The following is a 23,935-nucleotide window of genomic DNA, read 5'->3' on the forward strand; positions in this document are numbered from 1 at the left end:
GTCAGCCCTCCGAAGGAGCGAGGCGCTTGAGCTCCGCCTCAGTGGACTTGAGCAGGTCGTTCCAGGACGCCTCGAACTTCTCGACGCCCTCGTCCTCCAGCACCTGCACGACGTCGTCGTACGAGATGCCGATCTTCGCCAGCGCGTCGAGGTCGGCCTGCGCCTGCTCGTAGCTGCCGCGCACCTTGTCACCGGAGATCTCGCCGTGGTCGGCGGTGGCCTCCAGGGTGGCCTCGGGCATGGTGTTGACCGTGTTCGGCGCCACCAGCTCCTCGACGTACATGGTGTCCTTGAGCGACGGGTCCTTGACGCCGGTCGAGGCCCACAGCGGACGCTGCTTGTTGGCGTGCGCCTTGTCCAGCGCGTTCCAGCGGTCCGAGGAGAAGACCTCCTCGTACGCCTGGTAGGCCAGCCGGGCGTTGGCGACGGCGGCCTTGCCCTTGAGGGCCTTGGCCTCGTCGGTGCCGATCGCGTCCAGGCGCTTGTCGGTCTCGGTGTCCACGCGGGACACGAAGAAGGACGCCACCGAGTGGATCTTGGACAGGTCCAGGCCGGCGGCCTTGGCCTTCTCCAGACCCTCCAGGTACGCGTCCATCACCTCGCGGTAGCGCTCCAGCGAGAAGATCAGCGTGACGTTGACGCTGATGCCCCGGGCGATCGTCTCGGTGATCGCCGGGAGACCCGCCTTGGTGGCCGGGATCTTGATCAGCGCGTTGGGGCGGTCCACCAGCCAGGCCAGTTGCTTGGCCTCGGCGACGGTGGCGCGGGTGTTGTGCGCCAGGCGCGGGTCGACCTCGATGGAGACCCGGCCGTCCTGGCCGTCGGTGGCGTCGAAGACCGGGCGCAGGATGTCGGCCGCGTCCCGGACGTCCGCCGTGGTGATCATCCGGATGGCTTCCTCGACGGTCACCTTGCGGGCCGCGAGGTCGGTAAGCTGGGTGTCGTACCCGTCGCCCTGCGAGATGGCCTTCTGGAAGATCGACGGGTTGGTGGTGACACCGACGACATGCTGCTGGTCGATGAGCTCGGCCAGGTTGCCGGACGTGATCCGCTTGCGGGACAGGTCGTCCAGCCAGATCGCGACGCCTTCGTCGGAGAGGCGCTTGAGTGCGTCTGTCATGGGGTTTGCATCTCCTACTTGATCGTGTACGGGCGTCAGCGCTGGGCCGCTGCGAGGGATTCCCTGGCCGCCGTGGCGACCGCGTCGGCGGTGAAGCCGAACTCGTGGAACAGGACCTTGGCGTCCGCCGAGGCACCGAAGTGCTCCAGCGAGACGATGCGGCCCTGGGTGCCCACGTAGCGGTGCCAGGTCAGACCGATGCCGGCCTCGACCGCGACCCGGGCCTTGACCGTCGGCAGCAGCACGCTGTCGCGGTACCCCTGGTCCTGCTCCTCGAACCACTCGACCGACGGCATCGAGACGACACGCGTCGGAATGCCCTCGGCCTGCAGCGCCTCGCGCGCCTCGACGGCGAGCTGCACCTCGGAGCCGGTGCCGATCAGGATGACCTGCGGCTCGCCGCCCTCGGCCTCGAACAGCACGTAGCCGCCCTTGGCCGCGGCCGGGTTCGCCTCGTACGTCGGTACGCCCTGGCGGGTGAGCGCGAGGCCGTGCGGTGCCGGCTTGCTCTGGTGGCGGCGCAGGATCTCGGCCCAGGCGGTGGCGGTCTCGTTGGCGTCGGCCGGGCGGACGATGTTCAGGCCCGGGATGGCGCGCAGCGCGGACAGGTGCTCGACCGGCTGGTGGGTCGGGCCGTCCTCGCCGAGACCGATGGAGTCGTGCGTCCACACGTAGGTCACCGGAAGCTGCATGAGCGCGGCGAGCCGGACGGCGGGGCGCATGTAGTCGGAGAACACCAGGAAGGTGCCGCCGTAGATGCGGGTGTTGCCGTGCAGCGCGATGCCGTTCATGGTCGAGCCCATGGCGTGCTCGCGGATGCCGTAGTGGACCGTGCGGCCGTACGGGCTGGCCTCGGGCAGCGGGTTGCCCTCGGGCAGGAACGACGAGTTCTTGTCGATCGTGGTGTTGTTCGAGCCGGCGAGGTCGGCGGAGCCGCCCCACAGCTCGGGCACGACCGCGCCCAGCGCCTGGAGGACCTTGCCGGAGGCGGCGCGGGTGGCGACGCCCTTGCCGGTCTCGAAGGCGGGCAGCGCCTTCTCCCAGCCGTCCGGCAGCTCGCCCGCCTGGATGCGGTCGAACATGGCGGCGCGCTCCGGGTTGGCCTCGCGCCAGGCGGCGAGCTGCTTGTCCCACTCGGCGTGCGCCTCGCTGCCGCGCTTCCAGGCGGCGCGGGTGTGCTCGATGACCTCGTCGGAGACCTCGAAGGACTGCTCCGGGTCGAAGCCCAGCACCTTCTTGGTGGCCGCGACCTCTTCGGCACCCAGCGCGGAGCCGTGCGCGGCCTCGGTGTTCTGGGCGTTCGGGGCGGGCCAGGCGATGATCGAGCGGGCCGCGATGAAGGAGGGACGCTCGGTCTCCTCCTGGGCCGCCTTCAGCGCCTTGGCCAGGCCGACCGGGTCGAGGTCGCCGCTGGGGAGCTGCTCGACGCGCTGGACGTGCCAGCCGTAGGACTCGTAGCGCTTGAGGGTGTCCTCGGAGATCGCGGTCTCGGTGTCGCCCTCGATGGAGATGTGGTTGTCGTCCCACAGCAGGACGAGGTTGCCGAGCTTCTGGTGGCCCGCGAGCGAGGAGGCCTCGGCCGAGACGCCCTCCTGGAGGCAGCCGTCACCGGCGATGACCCAGACGGTGTGGTCGAACGGCGAGGTGCCGGGGGCGGCCTCGGGGTCGAACAGGCCGCGCTCGTAGCGGGCGGCCATGGCCATGCCCACGGCGTTGGCGACACCCTGGCCGAGCGGGCCGGTGGTGGTCTCCACGCCGACCGTGTGGCCGTACTCCGGGTGGCCGGGGGTCTTGGAGCCCCAGGTGCGGAAGGACTTCAGGTCGTCCAGCTCCAGGCCGTAGCCGGCCAGGTAGAGCTGGATGTAGAGGGTCAGGCTGGAGTGGCCCGCGGAGAGGACGAACCGGTCGCGGCCGGTCCACTTCGCGTCCGCCGGGTCGTGCCGCATCAGCTTCTGGAAGAGAACGTAAGCGGCCGGCGCGAGGCTCATGGCGGTACCCGGATGGCCGTTACCGACCTTCTGCACGGAATCCATGGCCAGGACGCGGACGGTATCGACGGCCCGCTGGTCCAGGTCGGTCCACTCGAAATCTGTGGTGGTCGGCTTGGTGCTCACCCTGAGTCAGGGCTCCTCTCCACATGTCGAATGCCGGGGACGGTTTGTCCGCCGGGCGTTGTCGAGCCTACCCCTGCAGCTACGGCCGTCTTTTCGACGGAGCGTCGGCAGCTCACCCCGGGAAAACTCGACGCCTTAGGCAACCAATTGAGGACTCCGGGCATTCCCGCCCCGGACGAGACGGCCACCACTCCAGACTGCCGGGCGGTGCCCGCCTTCGCCTCCTGAACGGCGTGAACGGCGGGCGGGGCATCCGCGGAGGCGCGCCCGTGCGAAGCGGCGGCGGGGCCCGGGCGGGCGCGCGGAACCGGGGCACCGCACACGCCGGAACCCGCCGGGGGCAGGGCCCCGGTGGCCCCGGTACCCCCTCAACACGACCCCACCCCCGCGAAGGCCGTCGTATGGCCAACGTCTAAAGTGGCGTGGTACGCGCAAGCTTCAACCGGGTCTTCACGGCCGGGAACGCTTGCTGGCCTTATCTTCGCGGCGCAAGCCGCTGATGTTACTTCCAGGGGTGTGCGTGACGGCCGTCGAATCCCGTCCTGCGGGGGTGCTCACTACGAGCCCGCAGGGTTCAGGTCACCGTCCGTTCGGGGCCCGCGTCAAGGCGTTCGTGGCACTGACCAAGCCGCGCGTCATCGAGCTGCTGCTCATGACGACGGTGCCGGTGATGTTCCTGGCGGCCGGCGGGGTGCCCGACCTCTGGCTGGTGCTGGCCACCTGCGTGGGCGGCTATCTCTCCGCCGGCGGCGCGGCCGCGTACAACATGTACATCGACCGCGACATCGACGCCCTGATGGACCGCACCTCGCAGCGGCCCCTGGTCACCGGAATGGTCTCCCCCCGCGAGTGCCTGGTCTTCGCGACCGCACTGGCCGTCGGCTCGACCGCCTGGTTCTGGTTCCTGGTCAACCCGCTGTCGGCGATGCTGTCGCTCGGGGCCCTGCTCTTCTACGTCGTCGTCTACACGATGATCCTCAAGCGGCGTACCGCGCAGAACATCGTCTGGGGCGGCATCGCGGGCTGCATGCCGGTCTTCATCGGCTGGTCCGCGGTGACCAACACCGTCTCCTGGGCCTCGGCCGTCCTCTTCCTCGTCATCTTCTTCTGGACGCCGCCGCACTACTGGCCGCTGTCCATGAAGGCCAAGGACGACTACGAGCGGGTCGGCGTGCCGATGCTGCCGGTCATCGCGGGCAACAAGGCCGTGGCGCGGCAGATCGTGGCATATAGCTGGGTGATGGTCCTGGTGTCGCTGCTGCTCCAGCCGCTCGGCTACACCGGCTGGTTCTACACGGTGGTGGCGGTGCTCTGCGGCGCCTTCTGGCTGAAGGAGGCGCACGCCCTCCAGGCCCGCGCCAAGGCCGGGATCACCGGGCCCAAGCTGAAGGAGATGCGGCTGTTCCACTGGTCGATCACCTATGTGTCGCTGCTGTTCGTCGCCATCGCCGTGGACCCGTTCCTGCGGTAAGGGCAGCTTCCGCCGAGAGTTCTCCGCCGGGCCCGTCACGATCCGTTCGTGGCGGGCCCGCGGCGTGTGCGCGGTGCCCCGGACGGCTCTTCCGTCGCCCCGGACGGCCCTTCCGTCGCCGATTACCGGCGGGTAGCATCCTGTCCATGGCAGACACACAGCAGGCGGACGCGGTGGACGAGCAGGCCGGCGGGCAGCCCGCGCCGGGCCGGACGGACAAGCGGGCCGAGCGGCGGACCGCCCGGCTGGCCAAGGAGATCGCGGCCTTCGCCGCCTCCCACGGCGGCAGCGCCGACGGCCAGCTCGCCCACATCGCCCGCGGCAGCGTCCGGATCGCGCTGGTCGGCGCCGACGGCCAGTGGGGCAACCTCGTCGCCGGGACACAGGACGTCGCGCGGGCCGCGGCCGAGCGGGCCGGCGTCACCCTGCACGACGATTTCGACGGCGACCTCGCGGCCAAGGTGCGCACCGGTCCGTACGAATGGTCGCGGATGGCGGGCATCCAGGTGGGTGGCCCGGCCAACCCCTGAAGCCGCGGCCGGGCCCGGCCCGCTACCTGACGACCGCGTCGTCCGTTGAGCCCACCAGGGGCGGCGTCCGTGCCGCGCCGGGTGGGCTTTCGGCGCCGCGGGCGCCTGCGGCTCCGACGGCTTCGGCGAGGAGGGGCGGATGGACCGACTGCCACCGCTCGTGGACCAGCACAGCCACGGCGCGCTCCACGGGGACCTGGGACTCGGCGCCTTCGAGGCGCATCTGGCCGCCGCCTCCGGCGGCCACGGCCCGGCACCCGCCGGCACCACCTTCTTCGACAGTTGGACCGGCCTCGGCGTACGCCGCTGGTGCCCGCCGCTGCTCGGCCTGGAGGCGCACTGCCCGCCCGCCCGCTACCTCGCCCGCAGACGGGAGCTGGGCACCTTCCACGCGAGCCGCCTGCTGCTGCGCGGCGCCGGCATCGGCACGTTCCTGCTGGAGACCGGCGCCCCCAGCGAGCTGACCACGGCCGGTGAGCTGGCGGCCGCCGCCGAGGCCCGCGCCCACGAGGTCGTACGGCTGGAACCGCTCGCCGAGCAGATCGCGGACACCTCCGGCAGCGTCGACTCCTTCATCGGCTACACGGCCGAAGCGATCTACGCCGCCGCCCAGGACGCCACCGCCTTCGCCTCCGGCGCCCCCTTCTGCGAGGGCCGCGCCCCCGAGGCGGGCGAGGTGCGGCGGGCGGCCGAACGGTGGCTGCGGGGCCGCAGGCCGGGGGATCGGCTGGCCGAGCCGTCGCTGCTGCGGCACCTGCTGTGGAGCGCGGTCGCCACCGGCGTGCCCGTACAACTGCACGGTCCCGACCCGCTGCCGCTGGCGGGGTTCTTGCAGGCCACCACCGGTATCGGTACGGATCTGGTGCTGCTGCCCCGGCCGCCGCACCACCGCCGCGCGGCGGAGCTGGCCGCCGTCCATCCACACGTCTATGCGGACGCCGGGCCGGACCCCGAGGAAACGCTCAGGCAGGCCCCGTTCGGCAAGCTGCTGTTCTCCACGGGGGCGCGGGCGCTGCCCGAGCTGTACGTGACGGGCGCGCGCTTCTTCGTACGGGCCGTCGAGCGGGTCGTACGGGAGTGGACGGAGGAGGGCATGTGCGCGCGGGCGGACGCGGAGCGGATCACCGCCATGGTCGCGTCCGGGACCGCGCGCCGCGTCTACCGGCTGGAGGCGGAGGTGCCGGCGGCCGGCTGAGGTTCGGCGGGAGCGGGCACCTCGGCGCCCGCGGCCGGAGCGGTGCCGACGCCGTCGGGGGAGTCGGCCGGTACGGGACCGCGGTCGCGCAGCGCGAGGTAGATCCGCAGTACGCAGATCCACACCAGCGTCGAGACCAGCATGTGCAGGCCGACGACGATCTCCGGCAGGCCCGCGAAGTACTGGATGTAACCGATGACGCCCTGGAGCAGGATGCAGCCGAACAGCTCCAGCATCATGCGGCGCGGCGCGGCCGGTGCCTTGACGGCGCGCAGCGTGAACCACAGGGCCACGGACAGGCCGACGACGATGTAGACGAAGTCGACGTGCAACTGGGTGATCTCGTGCCAGTCCACCGGGATGCGGTGGACCTTCTTGGCGTCGCCCGCGTGCGGCCCGGCGCCGGTGACGACCGTGCCGATGACGGTGAGGACGCCGGTCGCCAGGACCAGCAGCCCGGCGAGCTGGCGCACCGGGCGGGCGACCAGGTCGCGCGGCTCCTCGTCGCCCTCGGCGGCGCGGCGCCAGGCCAGCACGGAGACCGTGAGCAGGGCGGTGGTGAGGAGGAAGTGCGCGGCGACCAGGTACGGGTTCAGGCCGGTCAGGACGACGATGCCGCCCCAGACGGCGTTGCCCATGACGATCCAGAACATCGCCCAGCCGAGGCGGGTGAGCGAGCGGCGCCGGGGCGCGCGCGCCCGGGCCGCGATGATGAACACGCCGATGAACGCGCACAGCACGTATGTCAGCAGCCGGTTGCCGAACTCGATGAGGCCGTTGATGCCCATCGCGGAGGTCGGCGTCAGGCTGTCCGGGGTGCACTTGGGCCAGGTCGAGCAGCCCAGCCCGGACTGGGTGAGCCGGACGGCGCCGCCGGTCACGACGATGACGACGGACATCACGACGGTGGCCAGCGCGGCCCGCCGTACGAAGGCGGCGCTCGGCTGCCAGCGGCGCGCGATCAGCTCAAAGGGGTTCCACGTGTTCGGCACGCAGCCATCGTAGGCGGCGGCTTGTGCAAAGTTTCACGAGGGGGTGGGCAACGCGCGGGCCGATCACGTACCCGCAGGTCACACCCGTACCCGGCGGCCTACTCCCAGCGGAAGAACTTGGCCGCCGCGCCCAGCCCGAGTACCGCCCACACGGCCAGGATGCCGAGGTCGGCCCACGGCATGCCCGCGCCGTGCTGGAGGACGTCCCGCAGGCCGTCCGACAGCGCGGAGATCGGCAGCAGGCCGAGCACCGACTGCGCCGCGTCCGGGAACTTGTCCAGCGGCACGATCACACCGCCGCCCACCAGCAGCAGCAGGAAGACGAGGTTGGCCGCCGCCAGGGTCGCCTCTGCCTTGAGGGTGCCCGCCATCAGCAGGCCGAGCCCGGAGAACGCCGCCGTACCGAGGACGAGCAGCAGCACCACGGCCAGCGGATTGCCGTGCGGGGACCAGCCCAGCACGAACGCGATCACCGTCAGCAGCACGATCTGGAGGATCTCGGTCACCAGCACCGAGCAGGTCTTCGCCGTCATCAGCGCCCAGCGCGGCAGCGGCGACGCGGCCAGCCGCTTCAGGACGCCGTAGCGGCGCTCGAAGCCGGTCGCGATGGCCTGGCCGGTGAAGGCGGTGGACATGACGGCCAGCGCCAGGATGCCCGGCGTCAGGAAGTCGACCGCCTTGCCCGCGCCCGTGTCGACGATGTCGACGGCGGAGAACAGCACCAGCAGCAGCGTCGGGATGACGACGGTCAGCAGCAGCTGCTCGCCGTTGCGCAGCAGCATCTTCGTTTCGAGGAGAGCCTGCGCGCGGATCATCCGGGGCAGCGGCGCCGCGCCCGGCCGGGGGGCGAAGGTGCCGGCGGCGCCGGCCGCGCCGTCCCGGTCCGTCGTGCCGGTGGCGGTCATGAACGCAGCTCCTTGCCGGTCAGTTCGAGGAAGACGTCCTCCAGGGTGTGCCGCTCGACCGCTATGGCGTTCGGCAGCACGCCGTGCTGAGCGCACCAGGAGGCGACGGTCGCCAGCAGTTGCGGATCGATCGTGCCGGTCACCCGGTACGTGCCGGGCGTCAGCTCGGCCGCGGCGCTCTCCGCGGGCAGCGCCTTGAGCAGCGCCCCCAGGTCGAGGCCGGGCCGTCCGGTGAAGCGCAGGGTGTTCTCGGCGCCGCCCTTGCACAGCTCCTCCGGGCTGCCCTGGGCGATCACCCGGCCGCCGTCGATGATCGCCACGTCGTCGGCGAGCTGCTCGGCCTCGTCCATGAAGTGGGTGGTCAGTACGGTGCTGACGCCGTCGGCGCGCAGTTCCCGTACGAGGTCCCAGGTGGCGTGCCGGGCCTGCGGGTCCAGCCCGGCCGTCGGCTCGTCCAGGAAGACCAGCTCGGGGCGGCCCACGACGGCCATGGCCAGCGCGAGCCGTTGCTGCTGCCCGCCGGAGAGCCGCCGGTAGTTCGTACGGCCGCAGCCGCCCAGGCCCAGCCGGTCCATGAGGAGGTCCACGTCGACGGGGTGGGCGTGCAGGCTGGCGGTGTGCCGCAGCATCTCTTCGGCCCGGGCGCCCGCGTAGACGCCGCCGGACTGGAGCATCACGCCGATACGGGGGCGTAGCGCCGCAGCGTCGGCGACCGGGTCCAGGCCCAGGACGCGGATGGTGCCCGCGTCGGGGCGGCGGTAGCCCTCGCAGATCTCGACGGTGGTGGTCTTCCCGGCGCCGTTGGGCCCGAGGACGGCGGTGACCGAGCCCGCCTCGACCCGGAGGTCGAGGCCGTCCACCGCGGTCTTGGTCCCGTACCGCTTGACCAGGCCGGTGACCTCGACGGCAGGCGGACGGCCGGGGGTCCGGGGGGTGTCCCCGGAGGAGGCGCTGCGCATGACCGGCAGTCTACGAAGCGCGGGGGTGCCGGCCGGAGCGGGGGCGAAAAGGTTCCGGCTCCCACCGCTTCAGGAACCGGAAAAGGCGGACTCGCGCGACAAAAAGTGCGGAGTCCTTCGGGTGGGGGAGCGGAGTGGTCCGGTGCGGTGCGTAGATCGTCCGGACCTCGGAACGGGGGTGCGGGGCGGCTCGCGGGCCCCCGCCGGAGCGGGCAAAAGAGCAGCTCACCCGGGGTTTCGGTACACCCGTACGAGGTCCGGACCGATGCGGCAATTAGGTGACCCTAAGTGATCGAGACCACCGGTCCGTGATCCCACCGAGGGTTGTCTCGGCCTGAGGAATTACGCAACAATGGCGTTGTGAAATACGCGAGCGAGGAACAGGAAGGCACCGCGGCCCGCCCGGCCGGCGGGCCGGACCGCCCCGCGCCCGCGAGGGCAGCGCGGTCCGCCTCCGGCGCCGCGCCGCACCACGACGAACAGCAGGGCACGCGCAACCGCGTCGCGCGTTCCATCCTCGACCACGGTCCGTCCACCGCGGCCGAGCTGGCCCTCAGGCTGGAGCTGACCCAGGCGGCCGTCCGCCGCCACCTCGACACCCTCGTCGCGGAGAACGTGGTCGAGCCCCGCGAGAAGCGCGTCTACGGCGCGCGCACCCGCGGTCGCCCGGCCAAGGTCTTCGCGCTCACCGACTGCGGCCGGGATGCCTTCGACCAGTCCTACGACCAGCTCGCCGCCGACGCGCTGCGCTGGATCGCGGAGAGCGCGGGCGGCGGCGAGCTGGGCGAGGCCGCGATCGCGGCGTTCGCCCGCGCCCGCTTCGCCGCGCTGGCCGAGGGCTACCGCGCGAGCGTGGAGTCCGCGTCCCCCGAAGGACGTACGCAGGCACTTGCCGAGGCGTTGACCGCGGACGGGTACGCTGCTACGGCACGCAGCGCGCCCAGTCATCAGCTAGGTGAGCAGCTCTGCCAGCACCACTGCCCGGTCGCCCATGTCGCCGAGCAGTTCCCGCAGCTGTGCGAGGCGGAGACCGAGGTCTTCTCCCGCCTGCTGGGGACCCATGTGCAACGTCTTGCCACCATCGCCCACGGCGACGGTGTCTGCACGACCTTCGTCCCGAAGGGCCGCGAGGCCGTCGGCAAGACCGCCCACCGCACCACCAAGACCACCAATGCTTCTGCAAGCACGGCCGGGAGGAACCCCGCATGACTCTCCCCACGGAGACTGCTCACCCTGAGCTTGAGGGCCTGGGCACGTACGAATACGGCTGGGCCGACTCCGACGTGGCCGGCGCTTCCGCCAAGCGCGGCCTGTCCGAGGAGGTCGTCCGCGACATCTCGGGCAAGAAGAACGAGCCCGAGTGGATGCTCAAGCTCCGCCTCAAGGGTCTGAAGCTCTTCGACAAGAAGCCCATGCCGAACTGGGGCTCGGACCTGTCGGGCATCGACTTCGACAACATCAAGTACTTCGTGCGTTCCACGGAGCAGCAGGCCGCCTCCTGGGAGGACCTGCCCGAGGACATCAAGAACACCTACGACAAGCTGGGCATCCCCGAGGCGGAGAAGCAGCGGCTGGTCGCGGGTGTCGCCGCGCAGTACGAGTCCGAGGTGGTCTACCACCAGATCCGCGAGGACCTGGAGCAGCAGGGCGTCCTGTTCCTGGACACCGACACCGCGCTCAAGGAGCACCCGGAGCTCTTCAAGGAGTACTTCGGCACGGTGATCCCGGCCGGCGACAACAAGTTCGCCTCGCTGAACACCGCGGTCTGGTCGGGCGGCTCGTTCATCTACGTCCCCAAGGGCGTGCACGTGGACATCCCGCTCCAGGCGTACTTCCGCATCAACACCGAGAACATGGGTCAGTTCGAGCGGACGCTGATCATCGTCGACGAGGACGCCTACGTCCACTACGTCGAGGGCTGCACGGCCCCGATCTACAAGTCCGACTCGCTGCACTCCGCGGTCGTCGAGATCATCGTGAAGAAGGGCGGCCGCTGCCGCTACACGACGATCCAGAACTGGTCGAACAACGTCTACAACCTGGTCACCAAGCGCGCCGTCGCCTACGAGGGCGCGACCATGGAGTGGGTCGACGGCAACATCGGCTCCAAGGTGACGATGAAGTACCCGGCCGTCTACCTGATGGGCGAGCACGCCAAGGGCGAGACCCTGTCCATCGCCTTCGCGGGCGAGGGCCAGCACCAGGACGCGGGCGCCAAGATGGTCCACATGGCCCCCCGTACGTCCTCCAACATCGTCTCCAAGTCGGTGGCGCGCGGCGGCGGCCGTACCTCCTACCGCGGTCTGATCGAGATCGGTGAGGGCGCCGAGGGCTCCAAGTCCAACGTGCTGTGCGACGCCCTGCTCGTCGACACGATCTCGCGCTCGGACACCTACCCCTACGTGGACGTCCGCGAGGACGACGTCACCATGGGCCACGAGGCGACCGTCTCCAAGGTCAGCGACGACCAGCTCTTCTACCTGATGGCGCGCGGCCTGTCCGAGGACGAGGCGATGGCGATGATCGTGCGCGGCTTCGTCGAGCCGATCGCCCGCGAGCTGCCCATGGAGTACGCGCTGGAGCTGAACCGGCTGATCGAGCTGCAGATGGAAGGCGCGGTCGGCTGACGCCACCCCGCACGCAGCTACTGAATTCTCACGAGGAAGAGAGCACGACGACAGCCATGGCTGAGGCTCAGACAATCCCGGCGGGGTCCACGACCACCGGTTCGATCGCGGTGGCCGCCGAGTCCACCGTCGCCACCCGGATGAGCGCGCCGCCGTCCTACGACGTCGCGGACTTCCCGGTGCCGCACGGCCGCGAGGAGGAGTGGCGCTTCACCCCCCTCGCGCGCCTGAAGGGCCTGCACGACGGCACCGCCGTCGCGTCCGGCGCCGACCTGAAGATCGACATCACGGCGCCCGAGGGCGTCACCCACGAGCTCGTCGAGCGCGACGACCCGCGGGTCGGCAAGGCCGGCAAGCCCGTCGACCGGATCGCCGCCCAGGCGTACAGCTCCTTCGAGAAGGCGTCCGTCATCACGGTGCCCAAGGAGACGGTGCTCACCGAGCCGATCCGCATCGCGGTGCACGGTGAGGGCGGCACGGCCTACGGCCACCAGGTCGTCGAGCTGGGCGCGTTCGCCGAGGCCGTCGTCGTCATCGACCACACCGGCGACGCGACGCTCGCCGCCAACGTCGACTACCTCATCGGCGACGGCGCCAAGCTGACCGTCGTCTCCGTGCAGGACTGGGACGACACCGCCGTCCACGTCGGCCAGCACAACGCGCTGGTCGGCCGGGACGCCGGCTTCAAGTCCGTGGTCGTCACCTTCGGCGGCGACGTGGTCCGGCTGCACCCGCGCGTGACCTACGCGGCCCCCGGCGGTGAGGCCGAGTTCTACGGCCTGTACTTCACCGACAACGGCCAGCACCAGGAGCACCGCCTCTTCGTCGACCACGAGGCGGCCAACTGCCGCTCCAACGTCGTCTACAAGGGCGCCCTCCAGGGCCAGGACGCGCACGCCGTCTGGATCGGCGACGTGCTCATCCGGGCCGCCGCCACCGGCACGGACACCTACGAGCTCAACCGCAACCTCGTGCTGACCGACGGCGCGCGGGTCGACTCGGTGCCCAACCTGGAGATCGAGACCGGCGAGATCGTCGGCGCCGGCCACGCCTCGGCGACCGGCCGCTTCGACGACGAGCAGCTCTTCTACCTGATGGCCCGCGGCATCCCGGCCGACGAGGCCCGCCGGCTGGTCGTCCGCGGCTTCTTCACCGAACTCGTCCAGCAGATCGGCCTGCCGGACGTCGAGGAGCGCCTGATCGCCAAGATCGAGGCCGAGCTGGAAGCATCCGTGGCATGAGCCCGGCCTACGTACGCGCCTGCGGGCTGGCCGAGCTGGAGGAGGACAGCCCCAAGCGCGTCGAGATCGACGGCGTGCCGGTCTCCCTCGTCCGTACCGAGGGGGAGGTGTTCGCGATCAACGACATCTGCTCGCACGCGAACGTCTCCCTGTCCGAGGGCGAGGTGGAGGACTGCTCCATCGAGTGCTGGCTGCACGGCTCCAGTTTCGACCTGCGTACCGGCAAGCCGTCCGGGCTCCCCGCCACGCAGCCCGTCCCCGTATACCCCGTAAAGATCGAAGGAGAAGGCGCGGACGCTTCCGTGCTCGTCTCCGTCACCCAGGAGTCCTGAGTCCCCATGGCAACGCTTGAGATCCACGACCTGCACGTCTCCGTCGAAGCCGAGAACGGCTCGCGCGAGATCCTGAAGGGCGTCGACCTGACCGTGAAGCAGGGCGAGACGCACGCCATCATGGGCCCCAACGGCTCCGGCAAGTCCACCCTCGCCTACTCGCTGGCGGGTCACCCCAAGTACACGATCACCGGCGGCACCGTCACCCTCGACGGCGAGGACGTCCTGGAGATGTCCGTCGACGAGCGCGCCCGCGCCGGCGTCTTCCTCGCCATGCAGTACCCGGTCGAGGTCCCCGGCGTCTCGGTCTCCAACTTCCTGCGTACGTCGGCCACCGCCATCCGCGGCGAGGCCCCGAAGCTGCGTACCTGGATCAAGGAGGTCAAGGAGGCCATGGAGCGGCTGTCCATGGACCCGGCCTTCGCCGAGCGCAACGTCAACGAGGGCTTCTCCGGCGGTGAGAAGAAGCGCCACGAGATCCTCCAGCTCGAGCTGCTCAAGCCGAAGATCGCGATCCTCGACGAGACCGACTCGGGCCTGGACGTCGACGCGCTGCGCGTCGTCTCCGAGGGCGTCAACCGCGTCCGCGAGTCCGGTGACGTGGGCACCCTGCTGATCACCCACTACACCCGGATTCTCCGCTACATCAAGCCCGACCACGTGCATGTCTTCGCCAACGGCCGGATCGCCGAGTCCGGCGGCCCGGAGCTGGCGGACAAGCTGGAGGCCGAGGGCTACGAGGAGTACGTGAAGGGTGGCGCAACCGCGTGACAAAGCTGCCGGGCCTCCTCGACACAGAGGCGATCCGCAAGGACTTCCCCATCCTGGACCGACAGATCCATGACGGGAAGAAGGTCGTGTACCTGGACAACGCGGCCACCTCCCAGAAGCCCCGCCAGGTGCTCGACGCGCTGAACGGGTACTACGAGCGCTACAACGCCAACGTCCACCGCGGCGTGCATGTGCTCGCCGAGGAGGCCACGGCGCTGTACGAGGGAGCGCGCGACAAGGTCGCCGCCTTCGTCAACGCGCCCAGCCGCGACGAGGTGATCTTCACCAAGAACGCCTCGGAGTCGCTGAACCTCGTGGCCAACATGCTCGGCTGGGCGGACGAGCCGTACCGGGTCGACCAGGACACCGAGATCGTCATCACCGAGATGGAGCACCACTCCAACATCGTGCCGTGGCAGTTGCTCTCGCAGCGCACCGGCGCGAAGCTGAAGTGGTTCGGGCTGACCGACGACGGCCGGCTCGACCTGGACACGATCGACGAGGTCATCACCGACCGTACGAAGATCGTCTCCTTCACGCTCGTCTCCAACCTGCTGGGCACCGTCAACCCGGTCGAGGCGATCATCCGCCGCGCCCAGGAGGTCGGCGCGCTGGTCTGCATCGATGCCTCACAGGCCGCCCCGCACATGGTGCTGGACGTGCAGGCGCTCCAGGCCGACTTCGTGGCCTTCACCGGCCACAAGATGTGCGGCCCGACCGGCATCGGCGTCCTGTGGGGCCGCCAGGAACTCCTGGAGGACCTCCCGCCGTTCCTCGGCGGCGGCGAGATGATCGAGACGGTCTCGATGCACTCCTCGACCTACGCCCCCGCGCCGCACAAGTTCGAGGCGGGCACGCCCCCGATCGCGCAGGCCGTCGGCCTCGGCGCGGCCGTGGACTACCTCTCCTCGATCGGCATGGAGAACATCGCCGCGCACGAGCACGCGATCACCGAGTACGCCGTCCAGCGGCTGCTGGAGGTCCCGGACCTGCGCATCATCGGCCCCGCCACGGCCGAGGACCGCGGCGCGACGATCTCCTTCACGCTCGGTGACATCCACCCGCACGACGTGGGTCAGGTGCTGGACGAGCAGGGCATCGCGGTCCGGGTCGGCCACCACTGCGCGCGGCCGGTCTGCCTGCGGTACGGAATTCCCGCGACCACGCGAGCGTCTTTCTACCTGTACTCCACTCCGGCCGAGGTCGACGCCCTCGTCGAGGGGCTGGAGCACGTCCGCAACTTCTTCGGATGAGGACGAGGACTGACTGAGCCGTGAAGCTGGATTCCATGTACCAGGACGTCATCCTGGACCACTACAAGCACCCGCACGGGCGCGGTCTTCGGGACGGCGACGCCGAGGTGCACCACGTCAACCCGACCTGCGGTGACGAGATCACCCTGCGCGTACGGCTCAACGGTGCGACCGTGGAAGACGTGTCGTACGAGGGCCAGGGCTGCTCCATCAGCCAGGCCAGCGCGTCCGTGCTCAACGACCTGCTGGTCGGCAAGGAGCTGGGCGAGGCGCAGAAGATCCAGGAGACCTTCCTGGAGCTGATGCAGTCCCGCGGCCAGCTTGAGCCGGACGACGCGATGGAGGAGGTGCTGGAGGACGCCGTGGCGTTCGCCGGCGTCTCGAAGTACCCGGCCCGCGTCAAGTGCGCCCTGCTGAGCTGGATGGCTTGGAAGGACGCCACCGCCAAGGCCCTCTCCGAGGAAGCGAAAACCGCATGACCGACAACGCAGTGACCACCAAGCCGGCCTCGGAGGAAGAGGTCCGCGAGGCCCTCTACGACGTCGTCGACCCCGAGCTGGGCATCGACGTCGTCAATCTGGGCCTGATCTACGGCATCCACGTCGACGACGCCAACATCGCCACCATCGACATGACGCTCACCTCGGCGGCCTGCCCGCTGACCGACGTCATCGAGGACCAGGCGAAGTCCGCCACGGACGGCATCGTCAGCGAACTGAAGATCAACTGGGTCTGGATGCCGCCGTGGGGCCCGGACAAGATCACCGACGAGGGACGTGAGCAGCTCCGGGCACTGGGGTTCAACGTCTGATCGGGGTCTTTCCCGACTGTTTCGGCTGTGCCCGCCGGGTTTTCCTGGCGGGCACAGCCGTTTTCGGTTTTCCGGCCGCGGCAGGTGCGGCAGAAAAGGTTTCGCAATGCCGCAAAGGGAAGGAACGCTTCAGGTCCAGGTATGGGCGTTGCAGGCGCTGGTGCGGTCAAACATCGAATTCCCGTGACGCGCTCCGAGTCGGAAAGATCTCCTCCGGTATGTTGCCGCCGTGGCAAAGCAATGGCCGGGACGGTACTTATTTCCCCGGTCCCCGGCTGTGAATATCAGCAACGTTCCGCACCCTTCGGTACCGGCCGGAGGGTGTCTTCGCAGCAGCGGAAGGACGCTCCATGAAGAGAACCGGTCGATTAGCGACCCGTGCTGCCGTGGTGATCGCGGGGGTCGCCATAGCAGCGGGATCCACCACCGCCTTCGCGGACATGGACCGCTACACCTCGGGCGCCCATTCATGGCGGACGGGCGCCGGGAAACAGGTAGGTCTCCAGGACACCAAGGGAGACCGCAACTCCGTAAAGGCCGAGTACAACCGCAACAGACCCAGCAACACGCTGTACACCCTGTGGAACCACAGCGGCCAGGGCACCAAGGTGTACAGCAACATGGGCGGGAAGGTGTGGGACATGCGCGTCTGCACCGAGATCGACAAGTGGCCGGACGACTGTTCCAACTGGTGGAGCGACGACCACTGAGCCGTAGCGATCTCCTGCGACAGAGCGCTGCCCGGAATGTCCTCACCCGGGCAGCGCGTCGCTGATTCCCCTCTCCGAAAGGCGGACGCGTGACGGAAGCGTTGTCACCCCTCGACATTCAAGGGCTGAGGTACGAAGTGGGGGGCCGGCGCTTGCTCGAAGGGCTCGGACTCACGGTGCGTGCCGGTGAGTCCGTGGCCGTCATGGGCCCGTCCGGGTCCGGCAAGAGCACGCTCCTCTCCGTCGTCCTCGGACTCGTGCGGCCGGACGCCGGAACCGTATGCGTAGCCGGGCAGGACATGGCGGCGTTACGTGGCCGGCGGCTGGCGGAGCACCGGAGAAAACACCTGGGCATGGTCTTCCAGTTCGGCGAATTACTGCCGGAACTCTCCCCGGTGGAGAATGTCGCCCTGCCGGCTCTGCTGGACGGCGCGGACCGTGACCGCGCCTATGCCGACAGCCGGGAGCTCCTGGACGAACTGGGCGTGCCCGCCCACGGCACGGCGACCGGCGACCTGTCCGGCGGCGAGCGGCAGCGGGTCGCCGTGGCGCGCGCCCTGATCGGCAGCCCGTCGCTGCTCCTGGCGGACGAACCCACCGGCGCGCTCGACGCGGAGGCGCGGGACCACGTGGCCGGGACGCTGTTCGCCGTACCGGCCTCACGTCAGTGCGGGCTGCTCGTCGTGACGCACGATCCCTCGGTGGCGGAGCGGGCTGACCGGGTCATGCACCTGGAACAAGGTGCCCTCGCAGGTGCGCGGTGAAGCGCGGCCGGATGCGCCACATGCTGCGCATCGGCCGGGCGGCGGGGCGGTCCGCCGAGGGAGGCCGGGCACGCTTCTGGGCTCTGCTGGCCGCCACGACGGTCGTCGCCGTAACGCTCTGCTCGTTGGCCGTCACGGCTGCGACGTGGGAGGGGCGCGAACAGCGGGGCGAGGCGCGCGTACCCACCTTCGCCGAGCAGGGCGACCGGCCTTCGGCTCTATGGAGCCGCTACTGGGACGGCTACCAAGGACGCCAGTTCACCGTGGTCGTCATCGCTCCCCTCACCGACGACGCGCCGCTCCCGCCCGGAGTCGCACGATGGCCGGGCCCCGGTGAGGTGTTCCTGTCACCGGCGCTGGCCGACGGACCCGCGAGCGAGGACTTCCCCCGCCGCTACGGTACCCAGGTCGGCACCATCTCGGCCGAAGGGCTGGCATCGCCCGGCGAACGGCTGGCCTACGTACGCCCCACCACGGCCATGCTCGGTACCGCACGCATGGAGAAGATCGTCGGGTACGGAGGCCCCGGACCGGTCTTCGGCGACCTCCGGGTCGTCGGCCCACGGTCGTCCATGCTGGCCATGATCGGCGTACTGCTTGGCCTCCCCGCTCTGGGACTGGCCGCGGCGGCGGCCAGAATGGGGGCCGCCGGCCGAGACCGCCGCGACGCCCTGCTGCGCACCCTTGGCGCCGGCCGGACCGCGCGCGCATGGATGGACATCGGCGCCGCGGTACGGCCCGTGTGCGCCGGCGCCGCAGTCGCGGCCCTCCTCACCGTTCCGTTCCTGCTGGCAGACGTCGAACTGCCCTGGATCGACTACACGTTGTACGCCCCGGACCTGCGACGCGTCGGCGGGACCCTGGCGGCCGCCGTAGCGGCCTCCGTCGTGGGAATGCTCGGCCTGATCCTCCTGCTGCGTCCGGCCGCCGTGCACAAGGGAACGTCCACCACACCCCGTGCGGCAGGCAGCGGCCTCCTGCGGCTCCTGGCCCTGGGCTCCTGTCCCGCCTTTCTCGTCCTGGCCCTGACATCGAAGAGCTTCGGCGCGCAACGCTCGGCAGCCGCCTACCTGTTCGCGGTCGTCGGCGTGTGGGCGACCCTCCCCTGGGTGATCGGCTGGCTCGCTTCGCGCATCAGCGGCAGGGCGTCGAGATCACCGCGCCGCAGCGGCGACCCGGCACGTCTGATAGCCGCCCGCACCACCGCGGCCCGCCCCGGCATGGTGGTGCGTCTGGTGGCCGCCATGGTCATCGCCATCGGAGTCGTCGGCCAGACCCAGATCATCACCAGCCTGCTGTTCGCCCGCTCCGGTGACGAGGAACAGTTGAAGTCCGTACAGGGCCAGACCATGGCGCTCGTGCAGACGTCGGCCACGCGGTTCACGGACGCCTTCACCGCCGCGCTTCCCGCCGGGGCGCACGCCGTCGCCGTCAGCGCGGGAGACATCCGGCCGGACGGTTCCAGCGGCAGCCGGATTCTCCAAGGACCGTGCGACAGCCTTCGCGCACTACGGCTGCCGTGCCCTGCCGCCGGACAGGAGGCGCACGTACCGTACGGTGACCTCGACCAGCGCCTGCGCGTATCCGGCTACCAGAGTTTCGGCCCGACGCCCGCCATCGTCCGTACCGGGCCGGTCGTTGCCGTCGACCGCCCCGGTGGCCTACAGGCCGTCGTCTTCACCGACACCGACAAACCCATGGACATCCCGGCCGTCAAACGCGCCGCGCACCTCCACTTGAGCGTGAAGGCCCTCGCCGAACCGGTGGCCGAGGACGGAGCGAAGTCCTTCACCGTCGGATACCAGTCCCGCTGGATCCCCTTCCTCGGCACCGTCGGCACGGTCGTCCTGCTGACCGCCATGGCACTCGCGTCCCTCTCCGAATTCCTGCGCTTCTCGCAGACCCTCGCCCCGCTCACCGTGCTCACCGGCCGGAGCAGGATCTTCCACACGACGGCGTTCTGGTGCCTGGGAGCCCCGCTCCTGGGCGCGGGCGCCATCGGCGCCGTCGCGCATGTCGTCCTGGTCCAGCCCGTCACGGGAGGAGAGGGCGGCGCGACCCTGTCCTGGAACCTGGTCACCGCCGTCCTGCTGGCCACCGCACTCCTGGCCGCCGCGGCAACGGCTGCGGGCGGCGCCACGGCGGCGCGCCGCGCGCAGGGGTGGCGGCCCCGCGCCGACTGACCGAGAGCGCTGTGCCCGCCGGGTTCTCCCGGCGGGCACAGCCGTTTCCGCGTCTACTTGCGCGCCGCCCGGAAAACCTCGGTCATCTGCACAGCCGTGACGATGTTGATGCGGCCGGTTTCGATGAGATGAGCGGGCGCGCCCAGCCCGGCAACCGGGTGCGGGTCCAGCCGGAGACTGGGGAACTGGATGCCGACGGCACGGGCGGCTTCGCCGAGGTCGCACATGATTTCGCGGGCGGTTTCGGCGGGGGAGAGGTTCTCGTAGTGGTGGGACATGCGCTGTACCTCCGTAGGGGGGCGGGTGGTTGTTTCCGCTTACAGAGTGGAGTCGCGCGAGTACGCTCGCCAGCAGGTGACACGTGACAGCGCACGGGTCACGCAAGGGGGTAAACGCATGGCTGGTCGTCGTATTCCGAAGTCGCGCACGGCGTACGGAGAGGAACTGCGGGAGCGGCGGGAGGCGGCCGGTCTGACGCAGGAAAAGTTGAGCGAGCGCGCCGTGATGTCGCGCACCCACATCGCCCACATCGAAGCGGGCAGGCGGAAGCCGGCTCCGGACGACGCACGACGCCTGGATCAAGTGCTTGACACGGGTGGGGTGTTCGAGCGGTTCCTGCCGGCGTTGGACACCCGAACTTTGGCTGAGCACTTCGAGCAGGTGGCAGATTTTGAGCAACAGGCAACGGTGATCCGCGAGTACGGGGCCACGTTGGTGCCGGGCTTGCTTCAGACGGAGGCGTATGCACGCGCAGTGTTCCGTGCCTACTACCCGCCGAAGAGCGCAGAGGAATGTGACGGCCTGCTCGTCACGCGACTGGAGCGGTCGGAAATCCTGGCCGATCCGGTGTCTCCCGTTTTCTGGGTGGTGCTCGACGAGGCAGTCGTGCGTCGGCCAGTCGGTGGGCCCGGAGTGATGGCGGCGCAGTTGCGGCACATCACCGAACTGGGAGAGCGCGAGCGAATTCGCCTTCACGTTCTGCCCTTTTCGGCCGGAGCCCACTCATTGCTGGAGAGCGGCTTGATGCTCATGTGGTTCGATGACGCGCCTCCCATCGCTTACGTGGAGGGCCTGCACTCCGGCACGGTGCATGACGATCCGACGGTAGTTCTGGACAGTCAGGCGGCCTACTATCGGGTCTTGGGCGACGCGCGGTCGCACGAGGAGTCGTTGGGCCTGCTCAGGGCAGTCGCGGAGGGCTACGAACATGAACGGCAGCAGTAACGACCTCGCGGGGTGGCGCAAGTCCACTTACAGCGGTGGTGGTGGGGGCAACTGCCTTGAGGTGTGGGACGGGATACCCGGGCTGATCCCGGTACGGGACTCAAAAGCCCCCCACGGCCCGGCGCTGGTTTTCTCTCACGTCGCGTTCGCGGCCTTCGTCGGTGCCCTCAACCGCGGTGAGTTCTCCGCCTGATCACTCGTCCAACCCCCTGACACGGCCATGCCCGCCCGGCACACTGGCGGGCATGGCCGTTTCTCTGCATCAGTTGTCCTTCGACGCGCACGACCTGAAGGGGCTCGCCACCTTCTGGGCCCAGGTGCTGGACTGGCGCATCGTGTACGAGGACGAGGAAGAAGTGATCATCGCGGTGGACGAGAACGCACTGCCGGGCATCGGTTTCCTCGCGGTACCGGAGGCGAAGGCGGGCAAGAACCGGCTGCACGTCGAACTGACGCCGGACGACCAGGCCGCAGAGGTCGAGCGGATCATCGGGCTCGGGGCGCGCCGGGTGGATGTGGGGCAGGGGGACGACGTGTCGTGGGTGGTGCTGGCAGATCCCGAGGGGAACGAGTTCTGCGTGCTGAGGCCGAAGAAGTCGTTGGTGGACTGAGGTGCGGCGGGTCCCCGCGGTCAGATGGCGAAGCGCCACGCGGCGGCCGGGGCGAGCAGGTGACTGCCGTCGGGCGTGAGTTCCGCGCGCATCGAGTGCAGGGGGAAGCGGTTGTTCTCCTCCCACTTGCGGCGGACGCGTTCCAGGTCGTCCCAGAGGCGGCGGGGGCCGCCCTGGTGCACCAGGGCGGCCGTTCCGTCCTCGGCGCGGGCCCACGACCCGTCCGCGGCGAGCAGCCACACCACGCGCCGGCCGTCGTCCGGGTAGGTGGCCGCGCGGGTCTCGACTCCGGGCGTGTCCAGTTCGTAGAGCCATCGGAGCGGCCATTCCTGCCACAGGTCGGGGACCGGCCCGTCCGGGGGCCGTACGTCCTCGCCCTCCCGCACCCGGGCGGTCGTGAACACCTCGTTCAGCTTCGCCGGATAGTCCGCCTCCCGCCGTGCCTCCATGAACGTGGCGGGGTCGGGCTGAACGGAGCCGCGCGCGATGCCGTCGGGCCCCATGTCCGCCGTGATCAGCAGGGCGGTGTGGGCGATGGTCGTCACGAGCCGTCCGCCGGGGCGGAGTGCGCGGAGCCAGGAGGCCGGGACGGGCCGGACGGAGACGGTCGCCATGATGCGGTCGTACTCCGGATCGGGAAGGCCCCCGGTCGCGTCGACGGCTTCCACGCGCGGGGTGCGCCCGAACCCCGCGAGACGCGTACGGGCCGCCTCGACCAGGTACGGGTCGACGTCCACGCTGGTCACGTTCTCGTCCCCGAAGCGGCGGGCGAACAGGGCGGCGGAGTAGCCGGTCCCCGTGCCCACGTCGAGAACTCTCTGGCCGGGCCGCACGTCGAGCCGGTGGGCCATGGACACGATGAGCCCCGGCAGGGTGCTGGACGACGTGGGGTCGCCCTTGCCGTGTTCGCCGGGGGTGGCGTGGTCGGCGTGGGTGGGGCCGACACGGGTGACGAGCGTGACGTCCGCGTACGTGGTGTGCAGCCGCTCGGGGGAGTCCTCGGGGAGATCCACCCGTTCCCATTCCTGAGCCGGGCTGCTGGGGATGCGCTGCCACCAGCGCGGAACCAGCCGGTGACGTGGGGTGTTGCACACGGCGTCGTGCCACGCGGGGGCGTCGGCCGTCACGGCGTCGGCGAGCGCTGCGGCGGCTGCGGCCCACGGGGGTGCTTCGGTCATGCTGGGTCTCCCTGCAGAGCGGCGGCCATGGCTTCGACGAGCGGGACACCGGCCTTGACGGCGAGCCAGTGCCATTGGCCGTTGGGGTTCACCTCGAAGAAGACCCAACGTCCGTCCGGAGTGACGGCGAAGTCCAGCGCGCCGAAGAACAAGCCGAGTGTGTCCATGAGCCGGCGGATCCCCTTCGCCACGCTCGGGGGCACGTCCACCACCTCGTACCGGTGGGACCGGTAGTCCGTTCGCCAGTCGAGTTGTGCGGCTTCGCTGTCCGTGTGGATGGCGACGGCAAACATACGGCCCCCGATCACGGTCAACCGCACTTCATACGCTTTGGCCACGCGTTCTTGGAACAGGTGGGCGGTGCCGCACACCCCGTCGTCCACCTGGTCGGCGGAGACGAGCGCCACGGGCAGGAACCGCCGCTCCCCTCCGGGCCCGAGGACGCCTCCGCCGAGCCCCTTGTAGACAACCGTGTCGTCGCCCATGAACGTACGGGCGTGTCCGGCGTCCGACGTGATCACGGAGCGGGGTACGTCGAGCCCGCACCGCGCGGCAACGGCGAGTTGGACGGGCTTGTAGTTCGCGGCGGCGTCCTTGCCCGGGTGGTTGACCCATCGGACGGGAAGGGAGCCGAGCACGCCGAGCAGCCCGGAGCGCGCTTCCGAGACGGCGAGGGCGCGAGCGGGTCCGGGCCACTCGTCGGGGGTCCGGAACTCGTTGGGGCGGCGCCACCACACCGACTTGACGGTTTCCAGGCGGACCGTACGGGAGCCGGCCAGGGAACCCGCCCAGCCGTCCCCGGTGAGGGAGACGGCGAGGCGGGAAGCGGTGGGAAAATCGGCAGTGTCGAATCTGACGACGTGCTCACCGCGTTTCACCAGCTCCTCGACCACCGCGTCGGCCGTGAGGTCGTCCCGGCCGGTCAGCACGAGGATGGTCGCCAT

25 protein-coding genes are annotated in these 23,935 nt (G+C 70.2%); 17 read left to right on the top strand and 8 right to left on the bottom strand.

The features are described 5' to 3' along the window. Position 1 precedes the first annotated feature (1 nt). Together tal and tkt are read right to left on the bottom strand one after the other, a co-directional pair. The gene (gene tal / locus EJG53_RS31395; protein WP_125047774.1) at positions 2-1,120 is read right to left on the bottom strand and encodes a transaldolase; all 1,119 of its coding nucleotides are present in this window, start codon (positions 1,118-1,120) and stop codon (positions 2-4) included. Positions 1,121-1,155: 35 nt separating this feature from the next. Next, positions 1,156-3,234 carry a transketolase gene (gene tkt, locus EJG53_RS31400; RefSeq protein ID WP_125047775.1) on the bottom strand — a complete coding sequence of 693 codons (2,079 nt, stop codon included), beginning with the start codon at positions 3,232-3,234 and terminating at the stop codon, positions 1,156-1,158. 520 nt (positions 3,235-3,754) lie between these two features. Between tkt and EJG53_RS31405 the strand changes: the two genes are divergently transcribed. The 3 genes from EJG53_RS31405 to EJG53_RS31415 all read left to right on the top strand — a co-directional run bounded on the left by EJG53_RS31405 (position 3,755) and on the right by EJG53_RS31415 (position 6,430). Next, complete coding sequence (locus EJG53_RS31405; protein WP_125047776.1) at positions 3,755-4,705, top strand: heme o synthase; 951 nt, start codon at positions 3,755-3,757, stop codon at positions 4,703-4,705. Between the two features lie 146 nt (positions 4,706-4,851). Further along, entirely contained in the window at positions 4,852-5,235 is a 384-nt protein-coding gene (locus EJG53_RS31410; RefSeq protein WP_031007090.1) for a hypothetical protein, read from the top strand. A gap of 139 nt (positions 5,236-5,374) precedes the next feature. Further along, entirely contained in the window at positions 5,375-6,430 is a 1,056-nt protein-coding gene (locus EJG53_RS31415) for an amidohydrolase (protein ID WP_125047777.1), read from the top strand. Here the strand turns inward: EJG53_RS31415 and EJG53_RS31420 are convergent. The 3 genes from EJG53_RS31420 to EJG53_RS31430 form a co-directional block, all read right to left on the bottom strand. Continuing rightward, positions 6,394-7,422 (bottom strand): COX15/CtaA family protein, encoded by a 1,029-nt coding sequence (locus tag EJG53_RS31420; RefSeq protein WP_125047778.1) that lies wholly within the window; start codon positions 7,420-7,422, stop codon positions 6,394-6,396. The two genes, EJG53_RS31415 and EJG53_RS31420, sit on opposite strands and share 37 nt — an antisense overlap. 98 nt (positions 7,423-7,520) lie before the next feature. Then, positions 7,521-8,327 (bottom strand): ABC transporter permease, encoded by an 807-nt coding sequence (locus tag EJG53_RS31425; protein ID WP_125047779.1) that lies wholly within the window; start codon positions 8,325-8,327, stop codon positions 7,521-7,523. Further along, positions 8,324-9,286 carry an ABC transporter ATP-binding protein gene (locus tag EJG53_RS31430; RefSeq protein ID WP_125047780.1) on the bottom strand — a complete coding sequence of 321 codons (963 nt, stop codon included), beginning with the start codon at positions 9,284-9,286 and terminating at the stop codon, positions 8,324-8,326. Before EJG53_RS31430 ends, EJG53_RS31425 begins: the two co-directional genes overlap by 4 nt. A 360-nt stretch (positions 9,287-9,646) precedes the next feature. Here EJG53_RS31430 and EJG53_RS31435 point away from each other — a divergent pair, with 360 nt between their 5' ends. The 11 genes from EJG53_RS31435 (at position 9,647) to EJG53_RS31485 (ending at position 19,978) form a co-directional block, all read left to right on the top strand. Then, positions 9,647-10,495, top strand: coding sequence for a helix-turn-helix transcriptional regulator (locus EJG53_RS31435; RefSeq protein WP_125047781.1), 849 nt, complete (start codon positions 9,647-9,649; stop codon positions 10,493-10,495). Beyond that, positions 10,492-11,913, top strand: a complete 1,422-nt coding sequence (gene sufB, locus EJG53_RS31440) for a Fe-S cluster assembly protein SufB (protein ID WP_031007078.1) — start codon at positions 10,492-10,494, stop codon at positions 11,911-11,913. The genes EJG53_RS31435 and sufB overlap by 4 nt, the downstream gene beginning before the upstream one ends. A 56-nt stretch (positions 11,914-11,969) precedes the next feature. After that, positions 11,970-13,154: a Fe-S cluster assembly protein SufD gene (sufD, locus tag EJG53_RS31445; RefSeq protein ID WP_031007076.1), complete on the top strand. Its 1,185-nt coding sequence runs from the start codon at positions 11,970-11,972 to the stop codon at positions 13,152-13,154. Further along, positions 13,151-13,486, top strand: a complete 336-nt coding sequence (locus EJG53_RS31450; protein ID WP_125047782.1) for a non-heme iron oxygenase ferredoxin subunit — start codon at positions 13,151-13,153, stop codon at positions 13,484-13,486. The genes sufD and EJG53_RS31450 overlap by 4 nt, the downstream gene beginning before the upstream one ends. 6 nt (positions 13,487-13,492) lie before the next feature. Then, entirely contained in the window at positions 13,493-14,257 is a 765-nt protein-coding gene (gene sufC / locus EJG53_RS31455) for a Fe-S cluster assembly ATPase SufC (RefSeq protein WP_125047783.1), read from the top strand. Further along, positions 14,254-15,510 carry a cysteine desulfurase gene (locus EJG53_RS31460; RefSeq protein ID WP_125047784.1) on the top strand — a complete coding sequence of 419 codons (1,257 nt, stop codon included), beginning with the start codon at positions 14,254-14,256 and terminating at the stop codon, positions 15,508-15,510. Before sufC ends, EJG53_RS31460 begins: the two co-directional genes overlap by 4 nt. Before the next feature lie 20 nt (positions 15,511-15,530). Continuing rightward, positions 15,531-15,989 carry a Fe-S cluster assembly sulfur transfer protein SufU gene (sufU, locus tag EJG53_RS31465; RefSeq protein WP_003983960.1) on the top strand — a complete coding sequence of 153 codons (459 nt, stop codon included), beginning with the start codon at positions 15,531-15,533 and terminating at the stop codon, positions 15,987-15,989. Beyond that, positions 15,986-16,321: a metal-sulfur cluster assembly factor gene (locus EJG53_RS31470; protein ID WP_125047785.1), complete on the top strand. Its 336-nt coding sequence runs from the start codon at positions 15,986-15,988 to the stop codon at positions 16,319-16,321. Before sufU ends, EJG53_RS31470 begins: the two co-directional genes overlap by 4 nt. Before the next feature lie 350 nt (positions 16,322-16,671). Further along, positions 16,672-17,031, top strand: a complete 360-nt coding sequence (locus EJG53_RS31475; protein ID WP_125047786.1) for a hypothetical protein — start codon at positions 16,672-16,674, stop codon at positions 17,029-17,031. Between the two features lie 152 nt (positions 17,032-17,183). Beyond that, a complete protein-coding gene (locus EJG53_RS31480; protein ID WP_244955417.1) occupies positions 17,184-17,795 on the top strand; it encodes an ABC transporter ATP-binding protein in 612 nt (203 codons plus the stop codon). Then, on the top strand, positions 17,792-19,978 hold the full coding sequence (locus tag EJG53_RS31485; RefSeq protein WP_244955418.1) for a hypothetical protein: 2,187 nt from the start codon (positions 17,792-17,794) through the stop codon (positions 19,976-19,978). The genes EJG53_RS31480 and EJG53_RS31485 overlap by 4 nt, the downstream gene beginning before the upstream one ends. Before the next feature lie 53 nt (positions 19,979-20,031). Here EJG53_RS31485 and EJG53_RS31490 read toward each other — a convergent pair whose 3' ends face one another. Next, positions 20,032-20,256, bottom strand: coding sequence for a hypothetical protein (locus tag EJG53_RS31490; protein ID WP_125047787.1), 225 nt, complete (start codon positions 20,254-20,256; stop codon positions 20,032-20,034). 118 nt (positions 20,257-20,374) lie between these two features. Between EJG53_RS31490 and EJG53_RS31495 the strand changes: the two genes are divergently transcribed. Genes EJG53_RS31495 through EJG53_RS31505 form a run of 3 tightly spaced genes read left to right on the top strand, consistent with a single transcriptional unit; the run spans position 20,375 to position 21,813 of the window. Then, positions 20,375-21,202: a helix-turn-helix domain-containing protein gene (locus EJG53_RS31495; protein ID WP_125049721.1), complete on the top strand. Its 828-nt coding sequence runs from the start codon at positions 20,375-20,377 to the stop codon at positions 21,200-21,202. After that, complete coding sequence (locus EJG53_RS31500) at positions 21,186-21,395, top strand: DUF397 domain-containing protein (protein WP_125047788.1); 210 nt, start codon at positions 21,186-21,188, stop codon at positions 21,393-21,395. The genes EJG53_RS31495 and EJG53_RS31500 overlap by 17 nt, the downstream gene beginning before the upstream one ends. Before the next feature lie 52 nt (positions 21,396-21,447). Further along, on the top strand, positions 21,448-21,813 hold the full coding sequence (locus EJG53_RS31505) for a VOC family protein (protein WP_125047789.1): 366 nt from the start codon (positions 21,448-21,450) through the stop codon (positions 21,811-21,813). 20 nt (positions 21,814-21,833) lie between these two features. Here EJG53_RS31505 and EJG53_RS31510 read toward each other — a convergent pair whose 3' ends face one another. Together EJG53_RS31510 and tgmB are read right to left on the bottom strand one after the other, a co-directional pair. Continuing rightward, positions 21,834-22,991, bottom strand: a complete 1,158-nt coding sequence (locus tag EJG53_RS31510; protein WP_167515195.1) for a methyltransferase domain-containing protein — start codon at positions 22,989-22,991, stop codon at positions 21,834-21,836. Next, positions 22,988-23,935, bottom strand: a complete 948-nt coding sequence (tgmB, locus tag EJG53_RS31515; RefSeq protein ID WP_125047791.1) for an ATP-grasp ribosomal peptide maturase — start codon at positions 23,933-23,935, stop codon at positions 22,988-22,990. Before tgmB ends, EJG53_RS31510 begins: the two co-directional genes overlap by 4 nt.

It is taken from the genome of Streptomyces chrestomyceticus JCM 4735, assembly GCF_003865135.1.
GTDB classification, from domain to species: domain Bacteria; phylum Actinomycetota; class Actinomycetes; order Streptomycetales; family Streptomycetaceae; genus Streptomyces; species Streptomyces chrestomyceticus.

Bases quoted from the DNA above. Each gene is read 5' to 3' on its own strand.
- tal (WP_125047774.1), bottom strand. From the start codon at position 1,120: ATGACAGACGCACTCAAGCGCCTCTCCGACGAAGGCGTCGCGATCTGG.
- EJG53_RS31410 (WP_031007090.1), top strand. From the start codon at position 4,852: ATGGCAGACACACAGCAGGCGGACGCGGTGGACGAGCAGGCCGGCGGG.
- EJG53_RS31415 (WP_125047777.1), top strand. From the start codon at position 5,375: ATGGACCGACTGCCACCGCTCGTGGACCAGCACAGCCACGGCGCGCTC.
- EJG53_RS31425 (WP_125047779.1), bottom strand. From the start codon at position 8,327: ATGACCGCCACCGGCACGACGGACCGGGACGGCGCGGCCGGCGCCGCC.
- EJG53_RS31430 (WP_125047780.1), bottom strand. From the start codon at position 9,286: ATGCGCAGCGCCTCCTCCGGGGACACCCCCCGGACCCCCGGCCGTCCG.
- sufB (WP_031007078.1), top strand. From the start codon at position 10,492: ATGACTCTCCCCACGGAGACTGCTCACCCTGAGCTTGAGGGCCTGGGC.
- sufD (WP_031007076.1), top strand. From the start codon at position 11,970: ATGGCTGAGGCTCAGACAATCCCGGCGGGGTCCACGACCACCGGTTCG.
- EJG53_RS31450 (WP_125047782.1), top strand. From the start codon at position 13,151: ATGAGCCCGGCCTACGTACGCGCCTGCGGGCTGGCCGAGCTGGAGGAG.
- sufC (WP_125047783.1), top strand. From the start codon at position 13,493: ATGGCAACGCTTGAGATCCACGACCTGCACGTCTCCGTCGAAGCCGAG.
- EJG53_RS31470 (WP_125047785.1), top strand. From the start codon at position 15,986: ATGACCGACAACGCAGTGACCACCAAGCCGGCCTCGGAGGAAGAGGTC.
- EJG53_RS31475 (WP_125047786.1), top strand. From the start codon at position 16,672: ATGAAGAGAACCGGTCGATTAGCGACCCGTGCTGCCGTGGTGATCGCG.
- EJG53_RS31490 (WP_125047787.1), bottom strand. From the start codon at position 20,256: ATGTCCCACCACTACGAGAACCTCTCCCCCGCCGAAACCGCCCGCGAA.
- EJG53_RS31495 (WP_125049721.1), top strand. From the start codon at position 20,375: ATGGCTGGTCGTCGTATTCCGAAGTCGCGCACGGCGTACGGAGAGGAA.
- EJG53_RS31500 (WP_125047788.1), top strand. From the start codon at position 21,186: ATGAACGGCAGCAGTAACGACCTCGCGGGGTGGCGCAAGTCCACTTAC.
- EJG53_RS31505 (WP_125047789.1), top strand. From the start codon at position 21,448: ATGGCCGTTTCTCTGCATCAGTTGTCCTTCGACGCGCACGACCTGAAG.
- EJG53_RS31510 (WP_167515195.1), bottom strand. From the start codon at position 22,991: ATGACCGAAGCACCCCCGTGGGCCGCAGCCGCCGCAGCGCTCGCCGAC.
- tgmB (WP_125047791.1), bottom strand. From the start codon at position 23,935: ATGGCGACCATCCTCGTGCTGACCGGCCGGGACGACCTCACGGCCGAC.